This is a genomic window from Pseudomonas sp. SIMBA_041 (assembly GCF_046535095.1).
Taxonomy (GTDB): domain Bacteria; phylum Pseudomonadota; class Gammaproteobacteria; order Pseudomonadales; family Pseudomonadaceae; genus Aquipseudomonas; species Aquipseudomonas mucoides.
The window spans coordinates 741,251-764,949 of sequence record NZ_JAWRXJ010000001.1 but is presented as its reverse complement, the minus strand read 5'-3'; the positions used below and the strand labels follow the sequence as shown (position 1 = coordinate 764,949).

The 23,699-nt window shown below is 59.5% G+C and carries 21 protein-coding genes; 13 read left to right on the top strand and 8 right to left on the bottom strand.

Going from position 1 to position 23,699, the window contains the following annotated elements; translation table 11 throughout:
- Positions 1–12: 12 nt before the first annotated feature.
- Positions 13–654: a response regulator transcription factor gene (locus SB725_RS03520; protein ID WP_172825925.1), complete on the bottom strand. Its 642-nt coding sequence runs from the start codon at positions 652–654 to the stop codon at positions 13–15.
- 57 nt (positions 655–711) lie between these two features.
- Positions 712–3,108: a PAS domain S-box protein gene (locus SB725_RS03515; protein ID WP_027926736.1), complete on the bottom strand. Its 2,397-nt coding sequence runs from the start codon at positions 3,106–3,108 to the stop codon at positions 712–714.
- 73 nt (positions 3,109–3,181) lie between these two features.
- Here SB725_RS03515 and SB725_RS03510 point away from each other — a divergent pair, with 73 nt between their 5' ends.
- Complete coding sequence (locus SB725_RS03510) at positions 3,182–4,174, top strand: alpha/beta hydrolase family protein (protein ID WP_194940401.1); 993 nt, start codon at positions 3,182–3,184, stop codon at positions 4,172–4,174.
- Positions 4,175–4,314: 140 nt separating this feature from the next.
- Here the strand turns inward: SB725_RS03510 and SB725_RS03505 are convergent, their stop codons facing one another.
- The 3 genes from SB725_RS03505 to SB725_RS03495 are packed head-to-tail and all read right to left on the bottom strand — an operon-like array spanning position 4,315 to position 6,771.
- Positions 4,315–5,082 carry a TerB family tellurite resistance protein gene (locus tag SB725_RS03505; protein ID WP_027926734.1) on the bottom strand — a complete coding sequence of 256 codons (768 nt, stop codon included), beginning with the start codon at positions 5,080–5,082 and terminating at the stop codon, positions 4,315–4,317.
- A 1-nt stretch (position 5,083) separates the two neighbouring features.
- The gene (murU, locus tag SB725_RS03500; protein WP_027926733.1) at positions 5,084–5,755 is read right to left on the bottom strand and encodes an N-acetylmuramate alpha-1-phosphate uridylyltransferase MurU; all 672 of its coding nucleotides are present in this window, start codon (positions 5,753–5,755) and stop codon (positions 5,084–5,086) included.
- Complete coding sequence (locus tag SB725_RS03495; RefSeq protein WP_027926732.1) at positions 5,752–6,771, bottom strand: aminoglycoside phosphotransferase family protein; 1,020 nt, start codon at positions 6,769–6,771, stop codon at positions 5,752–5,754. The genes murU and SB725_RS03495 overlap by 4 nt, the downstream gene beginning before the upstream one ends.
- 130 nt (positions 6,772–6,901) lie before the next feature.
- Between SB725_RS03495 and SB725_RS03490 the strand changes: the two genes are divergently transcribed.
- From SB725_RS03490 to SB725_RS03440, 11 genes are all read left to right on the top strand, one after another.
- Positions 6,902–9,712, top strand: coding sequence for an LPS-assembly protein LptD (locus tag SB725_RS03490; RefSeq protein ID WP_027926731.1), 2,811 nt, complete (start codon positions 6,902–6,904; stop codon positions 9,710–9,712).
- The gene (gene surA, locus SB725_RS03485; protein ID WP_027926730.1) at positions 9,687–11,009 is read left to right on the top strand and encodes a peptidylprolyl isomerase SurA; all 1,323 of its coding nucleotides are present in this window, start codon (positions 9,687–9,689) and stop codon (positions 11,007–11,009) included. The genes SB725_RS03490 and surA overlap by 26 nt, the downstream gene beginning before the upstream one ends.
- On the top strand, positions 11,006–11,995 hold the full coding sequence (gene pdxA / locus SB725_RS03480) for a 4-hydroxythreonine-4-phosphate dehydrogenase PdxA (protein WP_410921273.1): 990 nt from the start codon (positions 11,006–11,008) through the stop codon (positions 11,993–11,995). The genes surA and pdxA overlap by 4 nt, the downstream gene beginning before the upstream one ends.
- Positions 11,992–12,810 carry a 16S rRNA (adenine(1518)-N(6)/adenine(1519)-N(6))-dimethyltransferase RsmA gene (gene rsmA, locus SB725_RS03475; protein WP_027926728.1) on the top strand — a complete coding sequence of 273 codons (819 nt, stop codon included), beginning with the start codon at positions 11,992–11,994 and terminating at the stop codon, positions 12,808–12,810. Before pdxA ends, rsmA begins: the two co-directional genes overlap by 4 nt.
- A gap of 123 nt (positions 12,811–12,933) precedes the next feature.
- On the top strand, positions 12,934–13,314 hold the full coding sequence (apaG, locus tag SB725_RS03470; RefSeq protein ID WP_027926727.1) for a Co2+/Mg2+ efflux protein ApaG: 381 nt from the start codon (positions 12,934–12,936) through the stop codon (positions 13,312–13,314).
- A complete protein-coding gene (locus SB725_RS03465; protein ID WP_027926726.1) occupies positions 13,314–14,195 on the top strand; it encodes a symmetrical bis(5'-nucleosyl)-tetraphosphatase in 882 nt (293 codons plus the stop codon). Before apaG ends, SB725_RS03465 begins: the two co-directional genes overlap by 1 nt.
- A gap of 33 nt (positions 14,196–14,228) precedes the next feature.
- Positions 14,229–14,558, top strand: coding sequence for a thiosulfate sulfurtransferase GlpE (glpE, locus tag SB725_RS03460; RefSeq protein WP_410921271.1), 330 nt, complete (start codon positions 14,229–14,231; stop codon positions 14,556–14,558).
- 297 nt (positions 14,559–14,855) lie between these two features.
- Positions 14,856–16,778: a PrkA family serine protein kinase gene (locus tag SB725_RS03455; RefSeq protein ID WP_010467160.1), complete on the top strand. Its 1,923-nt coding sequence runs from the start codon at positions 14,856–14,858 to the stop codon at positions 16,776–16,778.
- A gap of 114 nt (positions 16,779–16,892) precedes the next feature.
- Positions 16,893–18,164, top strand: coding sequence for a YeaH/YhbH family protein (locus tag SB725_RS03450; protein WP_007947798.1), 1,272 nt, complete (start codon positions 16,893–16,895; stop codon positions 18,162–18,164).
- Complete coding sequence (locus SB725_RS03445; protein ID WP_027926724.1) at positions 18,161–19,723, top strand: SpoVR family protein; 1,563 nt, start codon at positions 18,161–18,163, stop codon at positions 19,721–19,723. Before SB725_RS03450 ends, SB725_RS03445 begins: the two co-directional genes overlap by 4 nt.
- Before the next feature lie 63 nt (positions 19,724–19,786).
- Positions 19,787–21,016 carry a multifunctional CCA addition/repair protein gene (locus tag SB725_RS03440; protein WP_410921269.1) on the top strand — a complete coding sequence of 410 codons (1,230 nt, stop codon included), beginning with the start codon at positions 19,787–19,789 and terminating at the stop codon, positions 21,014–21,016.
- Between the two features lie 83 nt (positions 21,017–21,099).
- Here the strand turns inward: SB725_RS03440 and folK are convergent, their stop codons facing one another.
- Positions 21,100–21,618 carry a 2-amino-4-hydroxy-6-hydroxymethyldihydropteridine diphosphokinase gene (gene folK / locus SB725_RS03435; RefSeq protein ID WP_027926722.1) on the bottom strand — a complete coding sequence of 173 codons (519 nt, stop codon included), beginning with the start codon at positions 21,616–21,618 and terminating at the stop codon, positions 21,100–21,102.
- The gene (folB, locus tag SB725_RS03430; protein WP_027926721.1) at positions 21,609–21,965 is read right to left on the bottom strand and encodes a dihydroneopterin aldolase; all 357 of its coding nucleotides are present in this window, start codon (positions 21,963–21,965) and stop codon (positions 21,609–21,611) included. Before folB ends, folK begins: the two co-directional genes overlap by 10 nt.
- A gap of 74 nt (positions 21,966–22,039) precedes the next feature.
- On the opposite strand from folB, the gene plsY reads away from it, so the two are divergent.
- Positions 22,040–22,609, top strand: a complete 570-nt coding sequence (gene plsY, locus SB725_RS03425; protein ID WP_027926720.1) for a glycerol-3-phosphate 1-O-acyltransferase PlsY — start codon at positions 22,040–22,042, stop codon at positions 22,607–22,609.
- 23 nt (positions 22,610–22,632) lie between these two features.
- Here plsY and tsaD read toward each other — a convergent pair whose 3' ends face one another.
- On the bottom strand, positions 22,633–23,658 hold the full coding sequence (gene tsaD, locus SB725_RS03420; RefSeq protein WP_027926719.1) for a tRNA (adenosine(37)-N6)-threonylcarbamoyltransferase complex transferase subunit TsaD: 1,026 nt from the start codon (positions 23,656–23,658) through the stop codon (positions 22,633–22,635).
- Positions 23,659–23,699: the final 41 nt, after the last annotated feature.

Below are 23,699 nucleotides of genomic sequence, written 5' to 3'. Positions count from 1 at the left end.
AGCACAGGGCTTTTAGAGGAGTTTGTGCTCCATCGCGTACTTCACCAGTTCCGCCAGGGATGTAATGTTGAGCTTCTGCATCAACCGCGCCTTGTGGGTGCTGATGGTTTTGCTGCTCAGGGCCAGTTGCTGGGCGATGTCATTGACGTTGACGCCCTGGGCCAGGCGTTCGAACACCGAAAACTCGCGTTCCGACAGCAATGAATGCAACGGCCGCGAATCGGTCAGGCCGACTTCGAACACCATGCGGTCGGCGAGGTCCGGGTCGATGTAGCGCCCACCTGCCGCCACTTTACGAATCGCAGTTAGCAGCAGCGCCGGATCACTGTCCTTGGTCGCGTAACCGGCAGCGCCGACCTTCAACGCCCGCGCGGCCATTTGCGCTTCGTCGTGCATCGACAACACGAGGATGGCGGGCGGATTGTTCAGCGCACGAATCCGCGGAATCGCCTCCAGGCCATTCACGCCTGGCATGGAGATGTCGAGCAATACCACCTCGCACGGCACATGCCGCAAGGTTTCGAGCAACTGTTCACCATTGCTCGCCTCCCCCACCACCAGCAAATCCTTGGCCAGGCCGATCAACTGCTTGATGCCTTCACGGACGATGGTGTGGTCTTCGGCTACCAGTACACGGATCACGTTCTTCTCCATTCTTTTTATTTCAGAGCCAAGATGTATCGCGAGCAAGCTAAAACACCACAAAAACCATCAGACTGCATCCAGCGGCACCCGCACACTCAGGGTCGTACCCTCCCCCGGTTCACTCTCAAGCGACAACCGCCCACCCATGATCAACACCCGCTCACGCATGCCCACCACCCCGAAGGAGGTCGGCCTGCCCGTCGCGGCAACAAATCCTACGCCATCATCACTGACGGTCAGGCACAACTCGTCGCCTTCCAGCGCCAGCGACAGTTCAACAGTATGCGCCTGGGCATGGCGCATGACATTGGTCAGGGCTTCCTGAAGGATCCGGAACAAGCCAATCGCCTTGGCATCGCTAAGCACCGGCAGATTCTCCGGCACCTGCACCAGACACGGAATCTGCGTGCGCGCCTCGAAACGCCGGGCCTGCCACTCGATGGCGGAAGCGATGCCGGCATCGAGAATCGGTGGTCGCAGCGCCGTGGCCACGTCGCGCACCAACTGGAACAACTGAGCGATCAAGCGCTTCATGCTGTTCAAGCGTTCGTGCAGGCCCGGGTCGAGTTGCGCGTAGGCCAGTTCGCACATCGACGTTTCCAGTTTGAGCACGGTCAGCATCTGGCCCAGCTCGTCATGAACCTCCCTGGCGATGCGCGCCTTTTCTTCTTCGCGCACACTTTCCAGGTGAGCCGACAATTCACGCAACTGTTCGCGGGAGCTGGCCAGTTCCAGCTCAATACGCTTGCTCTCGCTGATGTCCCAGACGATCCCGTCCCAGACGTAGGCGCCATCTTCGAGCTTACGGGTGATGGCCTTGATCTCGGCCCAGCGTTGTTCGCCCGAACGGGTCAGGATCCGTCCTTGCCACGACCAGTCACTGTCAGTGTCCAGCGCATGGTCCTGCGTCTGGTGATAGCTGGCCTTGTCGTCCGGGTGCACCAGACTGCGCAGGCCTTTGTCGCGATGGGCCAGGGTGGCCGGTGAGTACCCCACCAGGGTTTCACTGCCTTCACTGATGTAGGCAAAGTCGATCTGCCCCGTCACCGGTGCGCGCTCCAGGCGAAAGACCAGTCCCGGAACGTTGGCCGCGATCCCCTGCAAACGCGCCTCGCTTTCCTGCAAAGCGGCCAGCGCGCGGCGGCGTTCGGTAACGTCGTTGAGGTAGACCACCAGGTATTCGCCATCACGAAAGCGCATGAAGCTCAACGAGACATCCGTCGGCAAAATACTGCCATCGGCCCGCACGCAGTGGGTTTCGAAGCTTTGCGGCCCTTCGTCACTGGCCCGTGCGCGCTTCCACAGATTCAACCAGCGGTCCATGTGCAGGCCGGGTTCGAAGTCAATCAGCGGCCGGTCGATGATCCCGCCCGGAGCGTAGCCGAGCATGTTTTCGGCGGCACGGTTGGCGTAGCGCACATGGCTGTCCCAGTTGACCCAGAGAATGCCGACGGTGCTCTGATCGATGGAAAACTGCGTCAGGCGCAACGCCTCTTCGCTGGCCTCGCGCAACGCAATGTCTTCACGCGCAGCCAACAGACGTCCCTCCAGACTGTGCTGTTGCCGCCGCTGCCAAAACACGATGGCCATGCTGCTCAACAGCATGACGGCAAACAGCAGGCATAGGTTTTGCCAGAAACCGGGGGACTCGGTGAGTCGCGGGTACTTGGGTTGTAGCCATTGGTTGTGCAGTTGTTCCAGGTCCTTGGCCGGGATTGCCCGTAGCGCGCTTCCGACGATACTCGCCAGTTCCGGCCAATCCCGGCGAGTAGCCACGCGCAGCAATTGTGGCAGGCCGATGTCGCCCACCACGACCAGGCCGGCGAACTCCGGTTCGGCGGACAAACGCCCCAGTTGCGCCTCGTCGACCACGGCGTAACCCGCCTGTTGACTGAGCAACAGTTGCAGCGCCTGACGCTCGATGGGCACGCCTTGCAGGTTCAGATGGGGATAGTTGCTGCGCAGATAATCGGCGGTCGCGCTGGGCATGCGCACCGCGACGCGGGTCTGGCTGTCGAGCTTCTCCAGTTCCACGACACCGGTGCCTTTTTCATCACTGACCACCAGTTGCGGAACCCGCATGTACGGGTCGGTAAATTGCCACAGGCGCAAACCGGCCGGGGTTTGCGTCAGGCCCACGGCGATGTCGATTTCCCCCTCGCGCGCGGCGTCTTCCAGTTGCGCGACGTCCGGGAAATTTCTCCAGCTGAGCTCGACCTTGAGCGCACTGGCCAACCATTTCATCAGCTCGACGTTGACCCCGGACAAACGCTGCAAGCGGCGATCGTATTGAGCATAAGGCGCCTGCAACACCACGCCGACGCGCAATTCGTCATGGGCTGCGAGCCATTGTTGTTGCTCGGGTGACAAGGCCGCGGCATGCCCCGGCGGCGCGGAAGCCGCCCACCCCATCAAGGGAAACCACAAGCAGCCGATAACCCACAGGCAGCGTAAACGCATCATCGAAATCTCACACACTGACAAACACTGACTAACCCATTAGGCTGCCGGAATCACTTCTGGCCTGGAATATCCGATGCCCCCTGTCTACCGCCTGGCACTGCCAGCATTGTGCCTGTCGCTGATCTTGCCTTGTGCCTTTTCTGTCGAGGCCGCCGACCCGGCCCCTGCCACGGCAGAAAAACCCGCAGAAGAAAAACCGGTCGAACGCCAGCCACTGCCTGAGCGTAGTCAGGAAGAAGCGACAGCACTTGAGCGAAAAGTCCCCGCTCAGGAACAGCAACAGCTGCAAGCCGGCACCGATACTTTTCTCGCCCTGTGGAAGCCGGCCAACACCCCCGAGCCAAAGGGCACGGTGATTATCATCCCGGGCGCTGGTGAAACTGTTGACTGGCCGCAAGCAATCGGTCCTTTGCGCCGTCAATTGCCGGACGCCAAATGGAGCAGCCTGAGTATCACCTTGCCGGACCTGCAAAGCGACGCCATTGCGCCACGCATCGTCGAAGTCGCGCCGGCGCCCAAAGCGCCGGAGACCGCCAGCAAGGACTCCACCACCGCGGCGCCTATCGAGCAGGCCGCCGGTGGTGAAGCGGAAGTGGCTGACAAGGCCGTCGCCGAAACAACCGAAGATCAGGCCAAGGCCGACGCCGAGCGCATCTTCGCGCGCATCGACGCCGCCATCGCTTATGCCGAACAGCAAAGTGCTCGCAGCATTGTCGTGCTGGGCCATGGCACGGGCGCTTACTGGGCAGCGCGTTATCTGAGCGAGAGACAGCCCTCGCAAGTGGAAAAGTTTGTGATGGTCGCGGCCCAGACACCGGTGACAGCAAAGCCTGAACTGGCCGAACTGACGCCGACTTTAAAGCTGCCGACTGCGGACCTTTTCTATGTGGATAAGCCGCTGGATCGCAAAGCGGCGCTGGAACGCCTGCAGGCCAGCAAACGGTTGAAGTCGTCGGCGTTCAGTCAGGTGGCACTCAAGGCGTTACCGGGGAATGCCAAGGCTGAGCAGGAGCAATTGGTGCGCCGGGTGCGCGGCTGGTTGAATCCGCAGAACGTGGCGGACTGATAGACCGCAGTGCCCTCATCGCGGGCAAGCCACGCTCCCACAGGATTTGAGTCGCACGCAACTTTTGCTATCGACATAAAACCTGTGGGAGTGTGGCTTGCCCGCGATGAGGGCATAACGGGCGACAGATCTCTTTCCTGCTACCGAAAATCCCGCCGCTCACGAATCAACGTATAAGCCGCATGCAATTCACGCGTCTTGTCCGTTGCCTCACGTACCTGCAACGCCGTCGCCCCGCTGCCGGCGATCTTGTCCGGGTGATGTCGACTCAGAAGGCGTCGATAAGCGCGTTTGATCTGCGCCGGCTCGCTGGTTGCAGACACCCCCAACAGCCGCAACGCATCCTGATAGGTGATCGCGCTGCTGACTTGCGGCCGCTTGTGCTGCTCATAATCGGCGGCCAGCGCCTGAACCTGATGCGGCGTCCAGCCCAGCCACTTACCCCACTGGGCGATCAGCTCGCGCTCATGACTGCCGGCACGACCATCGGCCCAGACCATCCGCCAACAGGCGCGCAATACACCTTCCGCCGCATGCGGCTGAGCACTCAAGCGTCGCAGATAGCCGCGTAACCGGTCATTGCCGGACTTGCCGCGATTGAACGCGGCAATGGCACGACGTTGCGCCGAATCTGTCATCTCCAGAGCACGCATTTCCTGGCGGGCCTGCTGAATATGGCCATCCACTACTCGCCCGTCACTCTTGGCCAAGCGCCCCAACAACACGAATAGCAGCTCGTCATTGCGCAGCATCGGACGACCGCCGAGCTTTTCAAGCAAGTGCCCAACGCTTTGCAGGTGCAAGCGCCGATCCAGCGCCTGCCCCAACAAGGCGCCGAGCATGGCCCCCGGAATGCTGGCGATGGCAAAGCCTGCTCCGGCTCCGATCAGAGTCCCTGGCCACAGCATCTCAGCGGCTCGCTTCTATCAGGGTTTCAACGTCAGCCAGGCGTTGGTGCGTACCGACATCCACCCATTGACCTTTCAGGCGTTCACCCGTCACTTGCCCATCGGCCATGGCCTTACGCAACAGCGGTGCAAGCTTGAAGGCTCCGTCCGAACAGCCGTCGAACAGGTGCGGATGCAGCACTGCGATGCCGCTGTACGTCAGGGTCGTCGTCTCCGGCCGACCGTCGTGCACATGCCCGTCGAGCAACGTGAAATCGCCCGTCGGGTGATGGGCCGGGTTATCCGCCAGCACCAGGTGAGCCAGCCCGTTGATGGGCTGATGCAGCACGCTGAAATCGTAGTCGGTCCAGATGTCACCATTGACCACCACAAAGGCCTCGTCCCCCAGCAACGGCAATGCGCGGAAAATCCCGCCGCCGGTTTCCAGGGGCTCGCCTTCCGGCGAGTACTGAATGCTGACGCCATAGCGCGAACCGTCGCCCAGATAATCTTCGATCTGCTGACCGAGCCAGGCGTGGTTGATCACGATCTCGGTGAACCCGGCCGCCGCGAGGGCGCGCAGGTGGTACTCGATCAATGGCACGCCGCCGGCGCGAACCAGCGGTTTGGGGGTGGTCAGGGTCAACGGGCGCATGCGCTCGCCCTTGCCGGCCGCCAGAATCATTGCCTTCATGCATTCGCTCCGGCACGCAGACTCAGCAGCAACACATCCAGCTCGGCCAGTTCAGGACGGCGGGCGATCACGGCATCTATATAGGCAAAGAAGCGCGGCACGTCGGCGAGGTAGCGCGGCTTGCCGTCGCGATGGCAGATGCGGGCGAAGATGCCGATGACTTTCAGATGACGCTGCACGCCCATCAGGTCGCTGGCTCGCAGGAACTCTTCGAAGTCCGGCTGAACCGGAATATCGAGGGCGCCGGCTTGCTGCCAGTAAGTTTCGAGCCAGCCACGCACACGCTCTTCAGGCCAGCTGAGGAAGGCGTCCTTGAACAGGCAGGTCACGTCGTAGGTCACAGGACCGTACACCGCGTCCTGGAAATCCAGTACGCCCGGATTCGGTTCGCTGAGCATCAGGTTGCGTGGCATATAGTCGCGATGCACCAAGACTTTGGGCTGGGCCAGGGCGCTGTCGATCAACAGATCGGTGACGTTTTGCCAAAGCATTTTCTGCGCCGCGTCGAACTCGATGCCCAACGCGTGTTTCACGTACCAGTCCGGGAACAGTTCCAGCTCGCGACGCAACAGTGCGACGTCATAACTCGGCAATGGCGCAACCATCGGCAACTGCTGAAAAGCCAGCAGTGCTTGCAGGGCATCGTTGAACAAATCGTCGGCATTTTCGCTGTCGATCACGTCGAGATAAGTCTTGTTGCCCAGGTCATTGAGCAAAAGAAAACCGCGCTCGAGGTCTTCGGCATAAATTTTCGGCACATTTATTCCGGATTTCGCCAGCAAAAAAGCGATATCCACGAAGGGTTTGCAGTTTTCCTGGGGCGGTGGCGCGTCCATCACAATGAAACTTTTGCCCTCGCCTTCCCAGCGGAAATAGCGCCGAAAACTCGCGTCGCTACTGGCCGCGGTCAACGTGGCCGGGGGTACGGCGCCCCAGCCCTGTTCTGCAAAGAGAATCGCCAACTGCTCATCGAGCCAAACTTTCAGGTGTTGCAAACGTACATCTTGGTCAGGCATTGCAAGGGTCTCCGACGGCGCTAGCCGTCAAGCGGGTCATGCTTTATTATCCAGCATCTTTTTCAGACCATCGAGAGGCGTGCGGCCCACACCGCGGGCAGATGGCACGCAGGAAGCCCGGACTAATAAGATGGCATTGAAATCCCCCGCGTTTCGTAAAAAATTTCCGTTGTTGGTTACCGGCAGTCTGCTGGCCCTGCAACCCCTAGCCACTTCATTCGTGGTCGCCGCGGAACAGTATGACTGCTCAGTCTCTGCTTCGGGTGCCTGGAACTGTGCGCCAAAATCGCCCGCGGCGGCATTGCCACCGCGCCCTGTCCATGAGGGCAGCGCCGTCTCCGCCACTGGCGAAGCGGCAGCTGAGAGCGGTTCCAGCGAAAGCACCGAAGCCAAGCCTGTACTCGTTACCGAGTCCAAGGGCCGCGGCATGAAGTCGCGTAGTGCAGACTACAGTCACCTCGACTGGGTTCCACGCGAGAACCTCACTGCCGCGCAACTGGCCGAAACCGGTCCTTATTGCTCTGGTTCCTATATCGAACCGATTCGTCCTGGCATGAATGACAAGACGAATAAAAGTGACGCACCGACCTTTATCGGCGCCAAGGCCTCGCGCTACAACACCGAAGATCAGATCGGCACACTGGCCGGTGACGTCGTATTGCGTCAGGGCAGCATGCAGGTCGAGTCCGACGAGGCCAGCCTGTATCAGGCCGAAAGCCGCGCCGAACTCACTGGCGACGTACGCATCCGCGACAACGGCGCACTGATCGTCGGCGACCACGCCGACGTGCAGCTCGACACCGGTGAAGCCAAGGTCGACAACGCCGAATACGTGATGCACAAATCCCGTATCCGCGGTAACGCGCTGTACGCCAAGCGTGCCGAAAACGCGATCATCCGCCTCAAGGATGGTACGTACACCACGTGCGAACCGAACAGCAACGCCTGGCAGCTCAAGGGTAACAACATCACCCTGAACCCGGCGACCGGCTTCGGCACCGCGACCAACGTGACACTGCGGGTCAAGGACATTCCTGTCCTGTACACGCCGTACATCTACTTCCCGATCGACGACCGTCGCCAGTCGGGCTTCCTGCCGCCGACCATCGGCACCGGCAGCGATACCGGCTTCATGCTGGTCACCCCGTATTACTTCAACCTGGCACCGAACTACGATGCCACGTTGTACCCGCGTTACATGGAAAAGCATGGCTTGTTGATGGAAGGCGAATTCCGCTACCTGACCAAGTCCAGCGAAGGTCAGTTCGGTGGGGCGTACCTCAACGACGAAAGCGATGAGCGCGACAAGCAGACCGACTTCCAGAAAGAACGCTACATGTATAACTGGCAGCACAAGGGCGGTCTGGATTCTCGCGTTTACACGCAGGTCGATTACACCAAGATCAGTGACCCTTACTACTTCCAGGATCTGCAGACAGACCAGATTGGTGTGAAACACACTGATTACGTTAACCAGTCGGGCGCAGCGGTGTATCGCGGCGATAACTACACGGCATCGTTGAGCGCTTACGCTTATCAGCTGGCGTCCGTGTCGAACATTACGCCATACGACCGCTTGCCGCAGATCAACTTCAATGGCTCTCTGCCGTATCACCCGGGCGGGCTGGATTTTTCGTATAAGACCGAAGTCGTGCGGTTTGATCGGGACTTGAAAAACGGCACGTACACTGACCAGGACGGCAATGTGTCCCCGCGCCTGGACACTAATATTCAAGGCCTGGCCCGTGCCACCGGTGATCGCCTCAACCTGGCGCCGGTTGTCAGCCTGCCGCTGAACTGGACTTATGGCTTCCTGAAACCGTCGCTCAAGTATCAATACACCCAGTACCAACTGGATCTGGACAGTATTGGCAAAGGTCAAATCGTCGCTCAGGATCAAGCCGCAGCTGCCGCCGGGACCAAAAATTTCAATGGCAACTTCGGCAGCAACCAAAATATGGGCGTGCCGATTGCCAGCATCGATAGCGGCCTGTACTTCGATCGTAATACCCAATGGTTCGGCAAAAATTATCGCCAGACCCTTGAACCGCGCCTGTTCTATCTCTACGTCCCCGAGGAGAACCAGGAAGATATTCCGGTATTCGATACCAGCGAATACACCTTCAACTATGCGTCGCTGTTCCGTGACAACCGCTTCTCTGGCACCGACCGTGTCGGCGATGAGAACAAACTGTCGCTGGGCATCACTAACCGCTGGATCGAAGACGACGGCTTCGAACGCCAACGCATCAGCATTGGTCAGGCCATGTACTTCAAGGACCGCGAAGTCCAGTTGCCGGGTATCAATCCAAAAACCCGCGCCGATGCACAAGCCAATGTTTCACCATATGCACTGGAATACGAATACCGCTGGAACCGCGACTGGCGCACCACAGCCGACTACAACTGGGACCCGGACAGCCGCAGCCCTCGCTCGGGTAGCGCGATGTTCCACTACCAGCCTGAAGACAACCCGAACAAGGTCATCAACGCCGGCTATCGCTATCGTAACGATCAGGTGATCTACAACCAGAACACCGGTCAATGGCAGTTTGGCGGCGACTACGGCACCCCTGGCACGCCTAACTACGTGAAGGATTACTACAAAATCCAGCAGCACGACTTCTCCGTGATCTGGCCGATCGTACCGCAATGGAACCTCATCAGCCGCTGGCAGTATGACTACAACCGCGACCGGACCCTGGAAGCCTTCGGTGGTTTCGAGTACGACAACTGCTGCTGGAAGCTGCGCGTGATCAACCGTTACTTCGTTGATTACGACGAGTTCAGCCAACAAGCTCCGGAAAACGAAAAAGGCGACCATGGCGTCTTCCTACAAATCGTTCTGAAAGGTCTCGGCGGCCTCACCGGCGCCAAAGTAGAGAGCTTCCTCGACAAAGGCATCCAAGGTTATCGTGAACGTGAAGACCAAGCTTTCTGATTGTCTGCGCCCGCTGCTGCTGGGCGCGCTGTTCCTGGGTACCGCGGCTAATGCCGCCGTACAGTCCATCGATAAAGTGGTGGCTATCGTCGACAACGACGTGGTCATGCAGAGCCAACTGGACCAACGCGTTCATGAAGTTCAGGCAACCATTGCCAAGCGTGGCTCCGCCGTGCCGCCAGCCAGCGTGCTGGAGCAGCAGGTGCTTGAGCGTCTGATCGTCGAAAACCTGCAATTGCAGATCGGCGAACGTTCGGGCATCCGCATTACCGATGAAGAACTGAACCAGGCGGTGGGCACCATTGCCCAGCGTAACAACATGTCGGTCGATCAATTCCGTGCCGCGCTGGCTCACGACGGTCTGTCTTACGACGACGCCCGTGAACAGATTCGCCGTGAAATGGTCATCAGCCGTGTGCGTCAACGCCGTGTGGCCGAGCGCATCCAGGTGTCTGAACAGGAAGTGAAGAACTTCCTCGCCTCCGACCTTGGCAAGATGCAATTGTCTGAGGAGTTCCGTCTGGCCAACATCCTGATTCCTACGCCGGAAAGTGCCAACTCCGACGCGATTCAGAATGCTGCCAAACAGGCTGACGCGATTTACCAGCAACTCAAGCAAGGCGCTGACTTCGGTCAGTTGGCCATCGCCAAGTCTGCCAGCGAAACTGCACTGGAAGGCGGCGACATGGGCTGGCGTAAAGCCGCTCAATTGCCACCTCCATTTGATCGCATGTTGAGCACCATGTCGGTGGGCGAAGTTACCCAGCCAATGCGCACACCGGGTGGCTTCATCATCCTGAAGATTCTCGACAAGCGTGGCGGTGCAACCCAGACGCGAGATGAGGTGCACGTGCGCCACATCCTGGTCAAACCAAGCCCGATTCGCGACGAAGCGAAAACCAAGGCCCTGGCCGAGTCGCTCTACTCCCGTATCGAAGCCGGTGAAGACTTCAGCGAACTGGCGAAAAGCTACTCCGAAGATCCGGGTTCTGCCCTCAACGGCGGCGACCTGAACTGGATCGACCCGAACGCACTGGTGCCCGAGTTCCGCGAAGTGATGGCCAAGACCCCGCAAGGTCAGCTGTCCAAGCCATTCAGAACCCAATACGGCTGGCATGTTCTGGAAGTGCTGGGCCGCCGCGCCACCGACAGCACCGCCCAGGCTCGCGAGCAACAGGCGATGACCGTACTGCGTAACCGCAAATACGACGAAGAGCTGCAAACCTGGCTGCGTCAGATCCGTGACGAAGCGTACGTAGAAATCAAACTCCCTGGTGCAAGCCAGGCAGCGCAGTGAAACCCAAGCGTTTCGCGCTGACACCCGGCGAACCGGCCGGCATAGGTCCCGACCTGTGCCTGCTGCTCGCCTCGCACGCCCAGCCACATCCCCTGATTGCCATTACCAGCCGCGACCTGCTCCTTGAGCGGGCCGCGCAGCTGGGTGTGGTTGTCGATCTGCTGCCGGTAACGCCGGACAGCTGGCCGGATGTGCCTGCGCCTGCGAACAGTTTGTATGTCTGGGACACACCGCTCAATGCGCCGGTCATCGCCGGCCATCTGGACAAGGCCAATGCCGCTTTCGTCCTGGAAACCCTGACCCGTGCCGGTCAGGGCTGCCTGGACGGGCACTTCGCCGGAATGATCACCGCCCCCGTGCACAAGGGTGTGATCAACGAATCCGGGATCGCCTTTTCCGGCCACACGGAATTCCTCGCTGACCTGACCCATACAGCCCAAGTGGTGATGATGCTGGCCACGCGTGGACTGCGGGTAGCGCTGGTCACCACGCACCTGCCCCTTCGCGAGATTGCCGATGCGATCACACCGGAGCGCCTGGAGCGGGTCACACGAATTCTGTACGCCGACCTGCAAGAAAAATTCGGCATCGCCCAGCCACGCATCCTGGTCTGCGGGCTTAACCCGCACGCCGGTGAAGGCGGACACCTGGGCCATGAAGAAATCGACATCATCGAACCTACATTAGAGCGCCTGCGCGGTGAAGGCATGGACCTTCGTGGCCCCCTGCCCGCCGACACTCTGTTTACCCCCAAATATCTGGAGCACTGCGACGCAGTGCTGGCGATGTACCACGACCAGGGCCTGCCCGTGCTGAAATACAAAGGCTTCGGCGCGGCAGTCAATGTGACCCTCGGCTTGCCGATCATCCGCACCTCGGTCGACCACGGCACCGCCCTGGACCTGGCCGGCAGCGGAAAAATCGACACCGGCAGCCTGCAAGTCGCCCTGGAAACCGCCTACCAGATGGCCGAGACCCGTTTATGACCGAGCATTACCAACACAAGGCGCGCAAACGCTTTGGCCAGAACTTCCTGCACGATGCAGGTGTTATCGACCGAATCCTGCGCTCCATCCATGCCAAGGCCGAAGACCGCGTACTGGAAATCGGCCCGGGCCAGGGTGCCCTGACTCAAGGCCTGCTCAACAGCGGCGCACAACTGGACGTGGTGGAGCTGGACAAGGACCTGGTCCCGATCCTCAATCAGCAGTTCGCCAGTCGAAGCAACTTCAGCCTGCATCAGGGTGATGCGCTGAAGTTCGACTTCACCAGCCTGAATGCTGCGCCGGGCAGCCTGCGCGTGGTCGGTAACCTGCCGTACAACATCTCTACACCGCTGATTTTTCACCTGCTGCATAACGCCAGCCTGATCCGCGACATGCACTTCATGCTGCAAAAAGAAGTGGTCGAGCGCATGGCGGCGGGTCCTGGCGGCGGTGACTGGGGCCGCCTGTCGATCATGGTTCAGTACCACTGCCGGGTCGAACATCTGTTCAACGTCGGCCCGGGCGCGTTCAACCCGCCGCCCAAGGTTGATTCGGCCATCGTGCGCCTGGTGCCTCACGCGGTACTGCCGCATCCGGCCAAAGACCACAAATTGCTGGAGCGCGTCGTTCGCGAAGCCTTCAACCAGCGCCGCAAGACCCTGCGCAACACCCTCAAGTTGCTGCTGAGCAATGCCGAGATCGAAGCCGCCGGCGTCGATGGCAGCCTGCGTCCCGAGCAACTCGACCTGGCCGCCTTCGTGCGCCTGGCCGACAAGCTCAGCGAGCAAGCCCTGAACCCGCCCGCCGCCGACTGACAGGTGACGAGCGTTATCGGGTAGGACGCCAGACGCGATGTCTGGTTTACTACCCGGTACTTGGCCTAGACTGAACTCCATCAGCTACGCCCCGCGTCCCGCTTCGTTTTTAAGGCCTCTTGCATGTCCGATCCTCTTTATCAGGTCGACGTCAGCGTCGTCACCCGCTATCTGGCAGAACAATCGCAACCCGAGCAAAACCGCTTTGCTTTTGCGTACACCATTACCGTGCACAACAACGGCAAGCTACCGGCCACACTGTTGTCGCGGCACTGGGTCATCACCGACGGTGACGGGCATGTCGAGGAGGTCAAGGGTGCGGGCGTCGTAGGCTTGCAGCCGCTGATCCTGGTCGGCGAAAACCACACCTACAGCAGCGGCACGGTCATGACCACCAAGGTCGGCACCATGCAAGGCACCTATCAGATGATTGCCGGCGACGGTAAGCATTTCGACGCCGTCATCGCTCCATTCCGCCTGGCGGTGCCCGGAGCCTTGCACTAATGGCAACGTACGTCGTTGGTGACTTGCAGGGCTGCCTCGAGCCCCTGCAATGCCTGCTTGAGCAAGTCGCTTTCGATCCGGCCAAGGATCGTCTCTGGCTGGTGGGCGACCTGGTCAACCGCGGCCCGCAGTCGCTGGCAACCTTGCGCTTTCTCTATGGCATTCGTGAATCGCTGGTGTGCGTACTGGGCAACCATGACCTGCACCTGCTGGCCGCCGGGTACAACATTGAACGCCTGAAGAAAGCCGACACCCTGCGCGAGATCCTCGAAGCGCCAGATTGCGCGGAGCTGCTGGAGTGGCTGCGCCAGCAAAAGCTCATGCACTACGACGAACAGCGCGATATCGCACTGGTGCACGCCGGCATTCCACCGCAGTGGTCATTGCGCAAAGCCTTGAAGTGCGCCGCCGAAGTTGAAGAGGCCCTGCGCGACGACAACCGCATCGCCCCGTACCTCGACGGCATGTACGGCAACGAACCGGTAAAATGGGATAGCGACCTCAAGGGCGTGACCCGCCTGCGCGTCATCACCAACTATTTCACCCGCATGCGTTTCTGCACCAGCGAGGGCAAACTCGACCTCAAGAGCAAGGAAGGCGTCGGCACAGCGCTACCAGGCTACAAGCCATGGTTCACGTACAAGGAACGCAAGACCAAGGGCCTGAAGATCATCTTCGGCCACTGGGCGGCCCTCGAAGGCAACTGTGACGAACCGGGGATCTTCGCGCTCGACACCGGTTGTGTCTGGGGTGGAGCCATGACCCTGATGAACGTCGACACCTTCGAGCGCCTGCAGTGCCAATGCAACGATCAGGGCCACAGTGAACCCGCCGTCACTCCCCCCCTTACCGAACAAACCCCAGCCAGCGCCCCGCGCTAGGCTGCGCTATCAGCCGAGCCACAGGAGCCCGCCATGAGCGAATTCAAACGTATCCCCCCGGAACAGGCACAAGCCCTGCGCGAACAAGGCGCAGTGGTGGTCGACGTCCGCGATCCGCAAACCTATGCCGCGCTGCACATCAGCGGCTCGAAGCATCTGGACAATCATTCCCTGCATGCCTTTATTCAGGGTGCAGACCTGGACGCGCCGACCGTTGTGGTCTGCTACCACGGCAATTCCAGCCAGGGTGCCGCCGCCTACCTCATCAGCCAGGGCTTCTCCGACGTCTACAGCATGGACGGCGGTTTTGAGCTGTGGCGTACGACGTATCCTGAGGAAACCGCGCAAGGTACCTCCGAATAATTTTTTTGTAACCTGCGAGCCCCCGCCCCCCGTGGGCTCGCGCGGTGGCAGACGAACGGTCTGCCACAACTAATTGCGTATCTCGCCTTTACCTCCCGAATTAGCAACTATCCTTAAGCGCAGGCCATCCAAAACAGGGGAGAGCCGGTACACCGGCGCGCGGGTCATCGGGAGTAGCTTTCGGAGTAGTCAGCTCCGTTAGAGTTCTGGGGGGTAAACAGCGACCGCCTGTTCGGTTGCTGCCAGCATCGACTGAGTGATCCGGCGTCGGCTCCACGTATCGAGCGAGGTGACGTCATGAGTATCTTTAGCCACTTCCAACAACGCTTCGAGTCCACACGCCAGGAAGAACTCTCGCTGCAAGAGTATCTTGAGCTGTGCAAACAGGACCGCAGCGCCTACGCCTCCGCAGCCGAGCGTCTATTGCTGGCCATCGGAGAACCGGAGCTGCTCGACACCTCGACCAACTCGAGACTGTCGCGAATCTTTTCCAACAAGGTGATCCGCCGCTATCCGGCCTTTGAAGACTTCCACGGGATGGAAGAATGCATCGACCAGATCGTGTCGTATTTCCGCCATGCGGCTCAGGGCCTGGAAGAGAAGAAACAAATCCTCTATCTGCTCGGCCCCGTCGGTGGCGGTAAATCGTCCCTGGCCGAGAAGCTGAAACAACTGATCGAGAAAGTGCCCTTCTACGCGATCAAGGGCTCACCGGTATTCGAGTCGCCCCTCGGTCTGTTCAACGCCACTGAAGATGGCGCGATCCTCGAAGAAGACTTCGGCATTCCGCGGCGCTACCTCAACACCATCATGTCGCCATGGGCCACCAAGCGCCTGGCCGAGTTCGGCGGCGATATCAGCCAGTTCCGCGTAGTGAAACTCTATCCGTCGATTCTCAATCAGATCGCCGTGGCCAAAACCGAGCCGGGAGACGAGAACAACCAGGACATCTCGGCACTGGTGGGCAAGGTCGATATCCGCAAACTGGAGGAATACCCACAGAACGACGCCGACGCTTATAGCTACTCGGGCGCACTGTGCCGGGCCAACCAGGGCCTGATGGAATTCGTCGAAATGTTCAAGGCGCCGATCAAGGTGCTGCACCCATTGCTGACGGCTACCCAGGAAGGCAACTACAACAGTACCGAAGGCCTCGGCGCGATTCCGTTTACCGGGATCCTGCTGGCCCACTCCAACGAATCGGAATGGCACACCTTCCGCAACAACAAGAACAACGAAGCGTTCATCGACCGGATCTACATCGTCAAAGTACCGTACTGCCTGCGGGTCAGCGACGAAGTGAAGATCTACGACAAACTGCTGTTCAACAGTTCCCTGGCCAAGGCCCATTGCGCGCCCGATACCTTGAAGATGCTCGCCCAGTTCACCGTGCTCTCTCGCCTCAAGGAGCCGGAAAACTCGAACATCTACTCGAAAATGCGCGTGTATGACGGTGAAAACCTCAAGGACACTGATCCGAAGGCCAAGTCGATCCAGGAATACCGCGACAACGCCGGTGTCGACGAAGGCATGAACGGTCTCTCGACCCGATTCGCGTTCAAGATCCTGTCGAAGGTCTTCAACTTCGATCCGCACGAAATCGCCGCCAACCCGGTGCACTTGCTGTACGTGCTGGAACAACAGATCGAACAGGAACAGTTCCAGGCCGAAACCCGCGAACGCTACCTGCGCTTCCTCAAGGAATACCTGGCACCGCGCTACATCGAGTTCATCGGCAAGGAGATCCAGACCGCCTACCTCGAATCGTACAGCGAATACGGCCAGAACATCTTCGATCGCTACGTGCTGTACGCCGACTTCTGGATCCAGGACCAGGAATACCGCGACCCGGAAACCGGCGAAATCCTCAACCGAGTGGCCCTGAACGAAGAACTGGAGAAAATCGAAAAACCGGCCGGCATCAGCAATCCGAAGGATTTCCGCAACGAAATCGTCAACTTCGTCCTGCGCGCCCGGGCCAACAACAACGGCAAGAACCCGACCTGGCTCAGTTACGAAAAACTGCGGGTGGTTATCGAGAAGAAAATGTTCTCGAACACCGAGGACCTGCTGCCGGTCATCAGCTTCAACGCCAAGGCCAGCAAAGAGGACCAGCAGAAGCACAACGACTTCGTCACACGGATGGTCGAGCGCGGCTACACCGACAAACAGGTACGGCTTCTTTCCGAATGGTACCTACGGGTCCGGAAATCGCAATGACGCAGCGGCAAGCCATAAGCTACAAGCGGCAAGAAAAAGCGCGTAAGCCCTGATATCCGGGCAGCTTCTACTTGCAGCTTGTAGCTCACAACTTGAAGCCGCCCGGAGGGCCCTATGAGCTATGTGATCGACCGACGTCTCAATGGCAAGAACAAGAGCACGGTGAACCGTCAGCGGTTTCTGCGACGTTACCGTGATCACATCAAAAAGGCTGTCGAAGAGGCGGTCAGCCGGCGCTCCATTACCGACATGGAACACGGCGAACAGATCAGCATTCCCGGCCGCGATATCGACGAGCCGGTGCTTCACCATGGCCGTGGCGGCAAGCAAACCGTCGTGCACCCCGGCAACAAGGAATTCACCAGCGGCGAGCACATTGCCCGCCCGCCCGGAGGGGGCGGTGGCAGAGGCCCCGGCAAGGCAGGCAACTCGGGCGAAGGGATGGACGAGTTTGTCTTCCAGATCACCCAGGAGGAATTCCTCGAATTCATGTTCGAGGACCTCGAGCTGCCGAACCTGGTCAAACGCAACCTGACCGGTACCGACACCTTCAAAACGGTACGCGCAGGGATCAGCAACGAAGGCAACCCATCGCGCATCAACATCATTCGCACCTTGCGCTCGGCCCATGCACGGCGCATTGCCCTGTCCGGCAGCAGCCGCGCCAAGCTGCGTGAAGCCAAAGAGGAACTGCTGCGACTCAAGCAGGAAGAACCGGACAATTTCGGCGATATCCAGAAAATAGAAGCCGAAATAGAAAAACTCAGCGCACGGATTCATCGCGTGCCGTTTCTTGATACGTTCGACCTCAAGTACAACCTGTTGATCAAGCAGCCCAACCCCAGCTCGAAGGCCGTGATGTTCTGCCTGATGGACGTGTCCGGCTCCATGACCCAGGCGACGAAGGACATCGCCAAGCGCTTTTTCATCCTGCTGTACCTGTTTCTCAAGCGTAACTACGACAAGATCGACGTCGTGTTCATCCGCCACCACACCAGCGCCCGGGAAGTGGATGAAGAAGAGTTCTTCTATTCACGCGAAACCGGCGGCACCATCGTCTCCAGTGCCTTGAAGCTGATGCAGGAGATCATGGCCGAGCGCTATCCGAGCAATGAATGGAATATCTACGCCGCCCAGGCGTCCGACGGCGATAACTGGAACGACGATTCACCGATCTGCCGCGACATTCTGATCAACCAGATCATGCCGTTCGTGCAGTACTACACTTACGTTGAGATCACCCCGCGCGAACATCAGGCCCTGTGGTTCGAGTACGAACGCATCGCCGAAGCCTTCTCTGACACTTTTGCCCAGCAGCAACTGGTCTCGGCCGGGGATATCTACCCGGTCTTCCGTGAACTCTTCCAGCGCAGGTTAGTGACATGACCGCCAAAGAGCAGAAGCGCCAACCCATTTCCACCGGCTCCGAATGGACGTTCGAGCTGATCCAGGCCTACGACAAGGAAATCAGTCGCCTGGCGGCTCGGTATGCCCTCGATACTTACCCTAACCAGATCGAAGTGATCACCGCTGAACAGATGATGGACGCCTACGCTTCTGTCGGGATGCCGTTGGGCTATCACCATTGGTCCTACGGCAAGCACTTCCTCAGCACCGAAAAATCCTACAGCCGTGGGCAGATGGGGCTGGCCTACGAGATCGTGATCAACTCCGATCCGTGTATTGCTTACCTGATGGAAGAAAACACCATCTGTATGCAGGCATTGGTCGTGGCGCATGCCTGCTATGGGCACAACAGCTTTTTCAAAGGCAATTACCTGTTCCGCACCTGGACTGACGCCAGTTCGATCATCGATTACCTGGTGTTCGCCAAGCAGTACATCATGCAGTGCGAGGAACGCCACGGCATCGACGCCGTGGAGGACTTGCTCGACTCCTGCCACGCGTTGATGAACTACGGCGTCGACCGCTACAAACGCCCTTATCCGATTTCCGCGGAAGAAGAACGGCGTCGGCAAAAGGATCGGGAAGAGCATCTGCAGAAACAGATCAACGACCTGTGGCGCACCATTCCCAAAGGCGCGGACAAGTACAGCGACAAGGACAATGCACGCTTCCCCGCTGAACCTCAGGAAAACATCCTGTACTTCATCGAAAAACACGCGCCGCTACTGGAACCGTGGCAGCGGGAAATCGTGCGGATCGTGCGCAAGATCGCGCAATATTTTTATCCACAGCGTCAGACCCAGGTGATGAACGAAGGCTGGGCCACGTTCTGGCACTACACGTTGATGAACGACCTGTACGACGAAGGCCTGGTCACCGACGGGTTCATGATGGAGTTCCTGACATCCCACACCAGCGTGGTGTTTCAACCCGGTTTTGACAGCCCTTACTACAACGGAATAAACCCTTACACCCTGGGGTTCGCCATGTACCGGGATATCCGGCGCATGTGCGAGAACCCCACCGACGAAGATCGCCACTGGTTCCCGGAAATTGCCGGCACCGACTGGCTGTCGACCATCAAGTTCGCCATGAGCAGCTTCAAGGATGAGAGTTTTATCCTGCAGTACCTGTCACCGAAAGTGATCCGCGACCTGAAGTTGTTCAGCATTCTCGATGACGACCAAAAGGATGACCTGCTCGTACCCGCGATCCACGATGAAGAAGGCTACCGCATCATCCGTGAAACCCTGGCGGCGCAGTACAACCTGGGCAATCGCGAGCCCAACGTGCAGATTTACAGCATCGACCGGCGTGGAGATCGCTCCCTGACCCTGCGTCACCAGCAACACGACCGCAAGCCGCTGGGCGAATCCACCGAGGAGGTGCTCAAGCACCTGCACCGATTGTGGGGCTTCGATATTCACCTGGAAACGCTGCAAGGGGATCAGGTGATGAAAACCCACCATGTACCCCCTAGAAGCGAGCACAGCGAAGGGGATTACGGCCGACTGGACCTGGCCGTCATTCATCTTTGAGCCTGTTTGAACCTCCGCAAGTTCGACGCAACGGTTATTCTGTCGAGCTAACGGAGGTTTTTTATGCAGATTTATAAAGTCGGTGGCGCAGTACGTGATCGCCTGCTCGGCAAACCTGTCACCGATATCGATTGGGTGGTGGTGGGCGCCACGGCCGAAGAAATGCTCGCCAATGGCTTTCGGCCGGTGGGTGCGGACTTTCCGGTATTTCTTCATCCGAAAAGCGGCGAGGAATACGCCCTCGCCCGCACCGAACGCAAAAGCGGACGCGGTTATGGCGGCTTTACCTTCCACGCCAGCCCCGAAGTCACCCTCGAAGAAGACCTGATTCGCCGGGACCTGACGATCAATGCGATGGCCGAAGACGATCAGCAAAACCTGACCGACCCTTACCATGGCCAGCGTGATCTTGAAGCGCGCCTGCTCCGTCACGTTTCCCCCGCGTTCGCCGAAGATCCACTCCGTGTCCTGCGTGTTGCTCGCTTTGCCGCGCGTTATGCGGCGCTGGGTTTCACGGTTGCTCCCGAGACACTTGGGTTGATGCGCGAACTCAGCGAATCCGGTGAACTGGAAGCCCTGACTGCGGAACGCAGCTGGAAAGAAATCTCCCGGGCATTGATGGAAGATCAGCCGCAGGTGTTCATTGAAGTGCTACGCGACTGCGGTGCATTGAAAGTGTTGATGCCTGAAGTCGACGCGCTGTTTGGCGTTCCACAGCCCAAAGCTCACCACCCGGAAATCGACACCGGCGTGCACACGTTGAGCGTGCTTGAGCAATCGGCACTACACAAACAACCGCTGACCGTGCGTTGGGCCTGCCTGCTGCACGACCTCGGTAAAGGGCTGACCCCCGAGGAAGAATGGCCACGCCATATTGCTCATGAACACACAGGCCTGAAGCTGATCAAAACGGTCAACGAACGCTTCAAGGCGCCGAAAGACTGTCAGGAACTGGCATTACTGGTCGGCCAATATCACACCCACGGCCATCGCGCCCTGGAGCTGAAACCTTCGACCTTGCTGGAGTTGCTGCAAAGCTTTGACGTTTACCGCCGGCCGCAGCGGTTCGAAGAGTTCATCAGCGCGTGCGAGATGGACGCGCGCGGGCGCAAAGGGCTGGAGCTGAGAAGTTATCCACAGGCGGATTATTTGCGCGGGGCGGCGACGGCAGCTCGGAGTGTGGCGGTTCAGCCGCTGCTGGAGAAAGGATTCAAGGGGCCGGAGCTGGGTGAGGCGATCAAGCGTGAACGGCTTAAAGCGTTGAAAGCCTACAAGGAGGAGGCGTCTACCTGAAAGCATCGCGGGCAAGCCCTGCTCCCACAGGATTTAGGTGACCCCTGTAGGAGCCGAGCTTGCTCGCGACGGCGTTATCCGCCTCACAACAAATTCGAAGGGGTCAACGGCTCGCCGCGCCATTCAAAAGCCACCGGCGCCAACACCTGATCAATGTGCGCTTCACTCCACAAGGTCGCAAAGCTTTTGCCTACGCCCGGATGCACACGATCCGGCGCAATCAGCGATAACGGCCACAACACAAAAGCGTTCTTCAGAATTTCTGCCCGCGGCAGGATCAATCCATCGAAATTGCCCACCAGATCACCAAACAACAGGACGTCGATGTCCAGCGGCAAACCCTTGCGGTCCGGCGCATAACGACCATTGTCCGCCTCGATGAACTTCAATCGGCGGTCCAGCTCCATCAGCGGCAGATCGGTATACGCCGACACCACGAAATTGAAGAACGGCCCGCTCTTGATGCCCACTGGCTGGCTTTCGAAGACAGCCGAGCAGCGGACATCCACCAAAAACGCCGCCAAGGCGTCCAGCCCCGCCTGCAAATGGGTTTCACGCTCGATATTGCTACCGAGCCCGAGGTACACCTGAGTCAGCGACATCCGCGCTCGATCTCCACGCCCACACCGCCCTTGGCAGCCGGGACAGCGCCAGGCTTGGTCAGCTTGAGACGCACCCAGGTGATCTTGAATTCACTCATCAGCACTTCGACCAGACGCTCGGCGAAGGTCTCGACCAGTTGATACTGCGCCTGCTCGGCAAACGCCTGGATGCGCGACGAAACGCTCGCGTAATCGAGCGCCAGGGTCAGGTCATCACCGGCGGCGGCTGGGCGATTGTCCCAGGCGAAGCTCAGATCAAGACGCAGGCACTGTCGGATGCCTCGCTCCCAGTCGTAGGCACCAATTACGGTGTCGACTTCCAGGCCCTCGATAAACACTCTGTCCAAGCACTTTTCTCCGCTGCACGACAAGGGCGCAATGCGCCGTTAGAATCAGGGCGTCCTCGCCCGGAATAGTTAGCATGTTTTGGTTACTGGCGATCCTCGCCTACCTGCTCGGCTCTCTGTCCTTCGCCATTTTGCTCAGCCGCCTGACCGGGAATCCCGATCCGCGAATGAGTGGCTCGGGCAATGCCGGCGCCACCAACATGTTGCGCCTGGCCGGCAAAAAACTTGCCGTCCTGACCTTGCTTGGCGACCTCTGCAAAGGCTTGCTGCCCGTGCTGATCGCCGGCCTTGCGGGCCTTTCGCTGCAAGAACAGGCCTGGATTGGCATCTGCGCCGTCATCGGCCATCTGTTTCCAGTGTATTTCCGCTTTCGCGGCGGCAAAGGTGTCGCCACCGCTGCCGGCATGCTGCTGGGGCTTTACCCGCCTGCGGCACTGCTGGCGGTCTGCGCCTGGCTGCTGACGTTCTACCTGACCCGCACCAGCTCACTCGCTGCACTGATTGCCACACCGCTGACCCTGCCGTTGCTTGCCTGGCAGGAACCGGCGGCCTTGCTGCCCATGAGCGTGCTCACCGGGCTGATTGTCTGGCGTCATCGCGGCAATCTACGCGACCTGTTTGCCGGGCGCGAACGGCATTTTTAAATACCGGACGCGAGCGCGGCTCATCACAGCGCCGACAATTGCTCCATCGGCCAACGAGCCTGAACGCTAATGGCCAGGCTTTCATGCTGGCCGGCCTGCAAGCGCTGGCATCCGGCAAACGCGATCATTGCGCCATTGTCGGTGCAGAACTCCGGACGGGCGTAAAACACATCGCCCTTCATGTCGCCGAGCATTTTTTCCAGCGAGGTGCGCAGCGCCTTGTTCGCGCTGACGCCCCCTGCGATGACCAGGCGCTTCATGCCCGCTTGTTTAAGGGCTCGCTTGCACTTGATGGTCAAAGTCTCCACCACGGCCTGCTGGAACGCCAGAGAGATGTCGCAACGGGCTTGCTCGCTGTCGTCCCCGGCACTGACGCTTTGCTGCCAGGTGTTCAACGCGAAGGTTTTCAAGCCGCTGAAGCTGAACGCCAGACCCGGGCGATCGCACATCGGACGCGGAAACGTGAACCGCCCCGCAACGCCTTGCTCGGCAAGGCGCGCGATTTCCGGGCCGCCCGGGTAATTGAGCCCCATCATCTTCGCGGTCTTGTCGAAAGCCTCACCGGCGGCATCGTCCAGTGTCTCGCCCAACAGCGTGTACTGGCCGATTCCGTCGACCTGAACCAGCTGCGTATGGCCACCGGACACCAACAAAGCGACGAACGGGAATTCTGGCGGTTGCGTCTCCAGCATCGGCGCCAGCAAGTGGCCTTCCATGTGGTGCACGCCCAAGGCCGGAATACCCCAGGCAAAGGCCAGCGCCTGGGCACAGGAAGCGCCCACCAGCAACGCACCGACCAGGCCAGGACCCGCGGTGTAAGCGATGGCGTCGATCTCGGTCGGCACGCAGTCAGCTTCGGCCAACACCTGACGAATCAAGGGCAGCATGCGTTTGACGTGGTCGCGCGAGGCCAGCTCCGGCACCACGCCGCCATAGGCGCGGTGCAGGTCGATCTGGCTGAACAGTGCGTCGGCCAACAGCCCGCGTTCACTGTCATATAATGCGACACCGGTTTCGTCGCAGGAGGTTTCTAATCCCAGTACTAGCATGGGTTTGCGCCTTATTTAGGCTGAATTCGAAGGCGCGCATA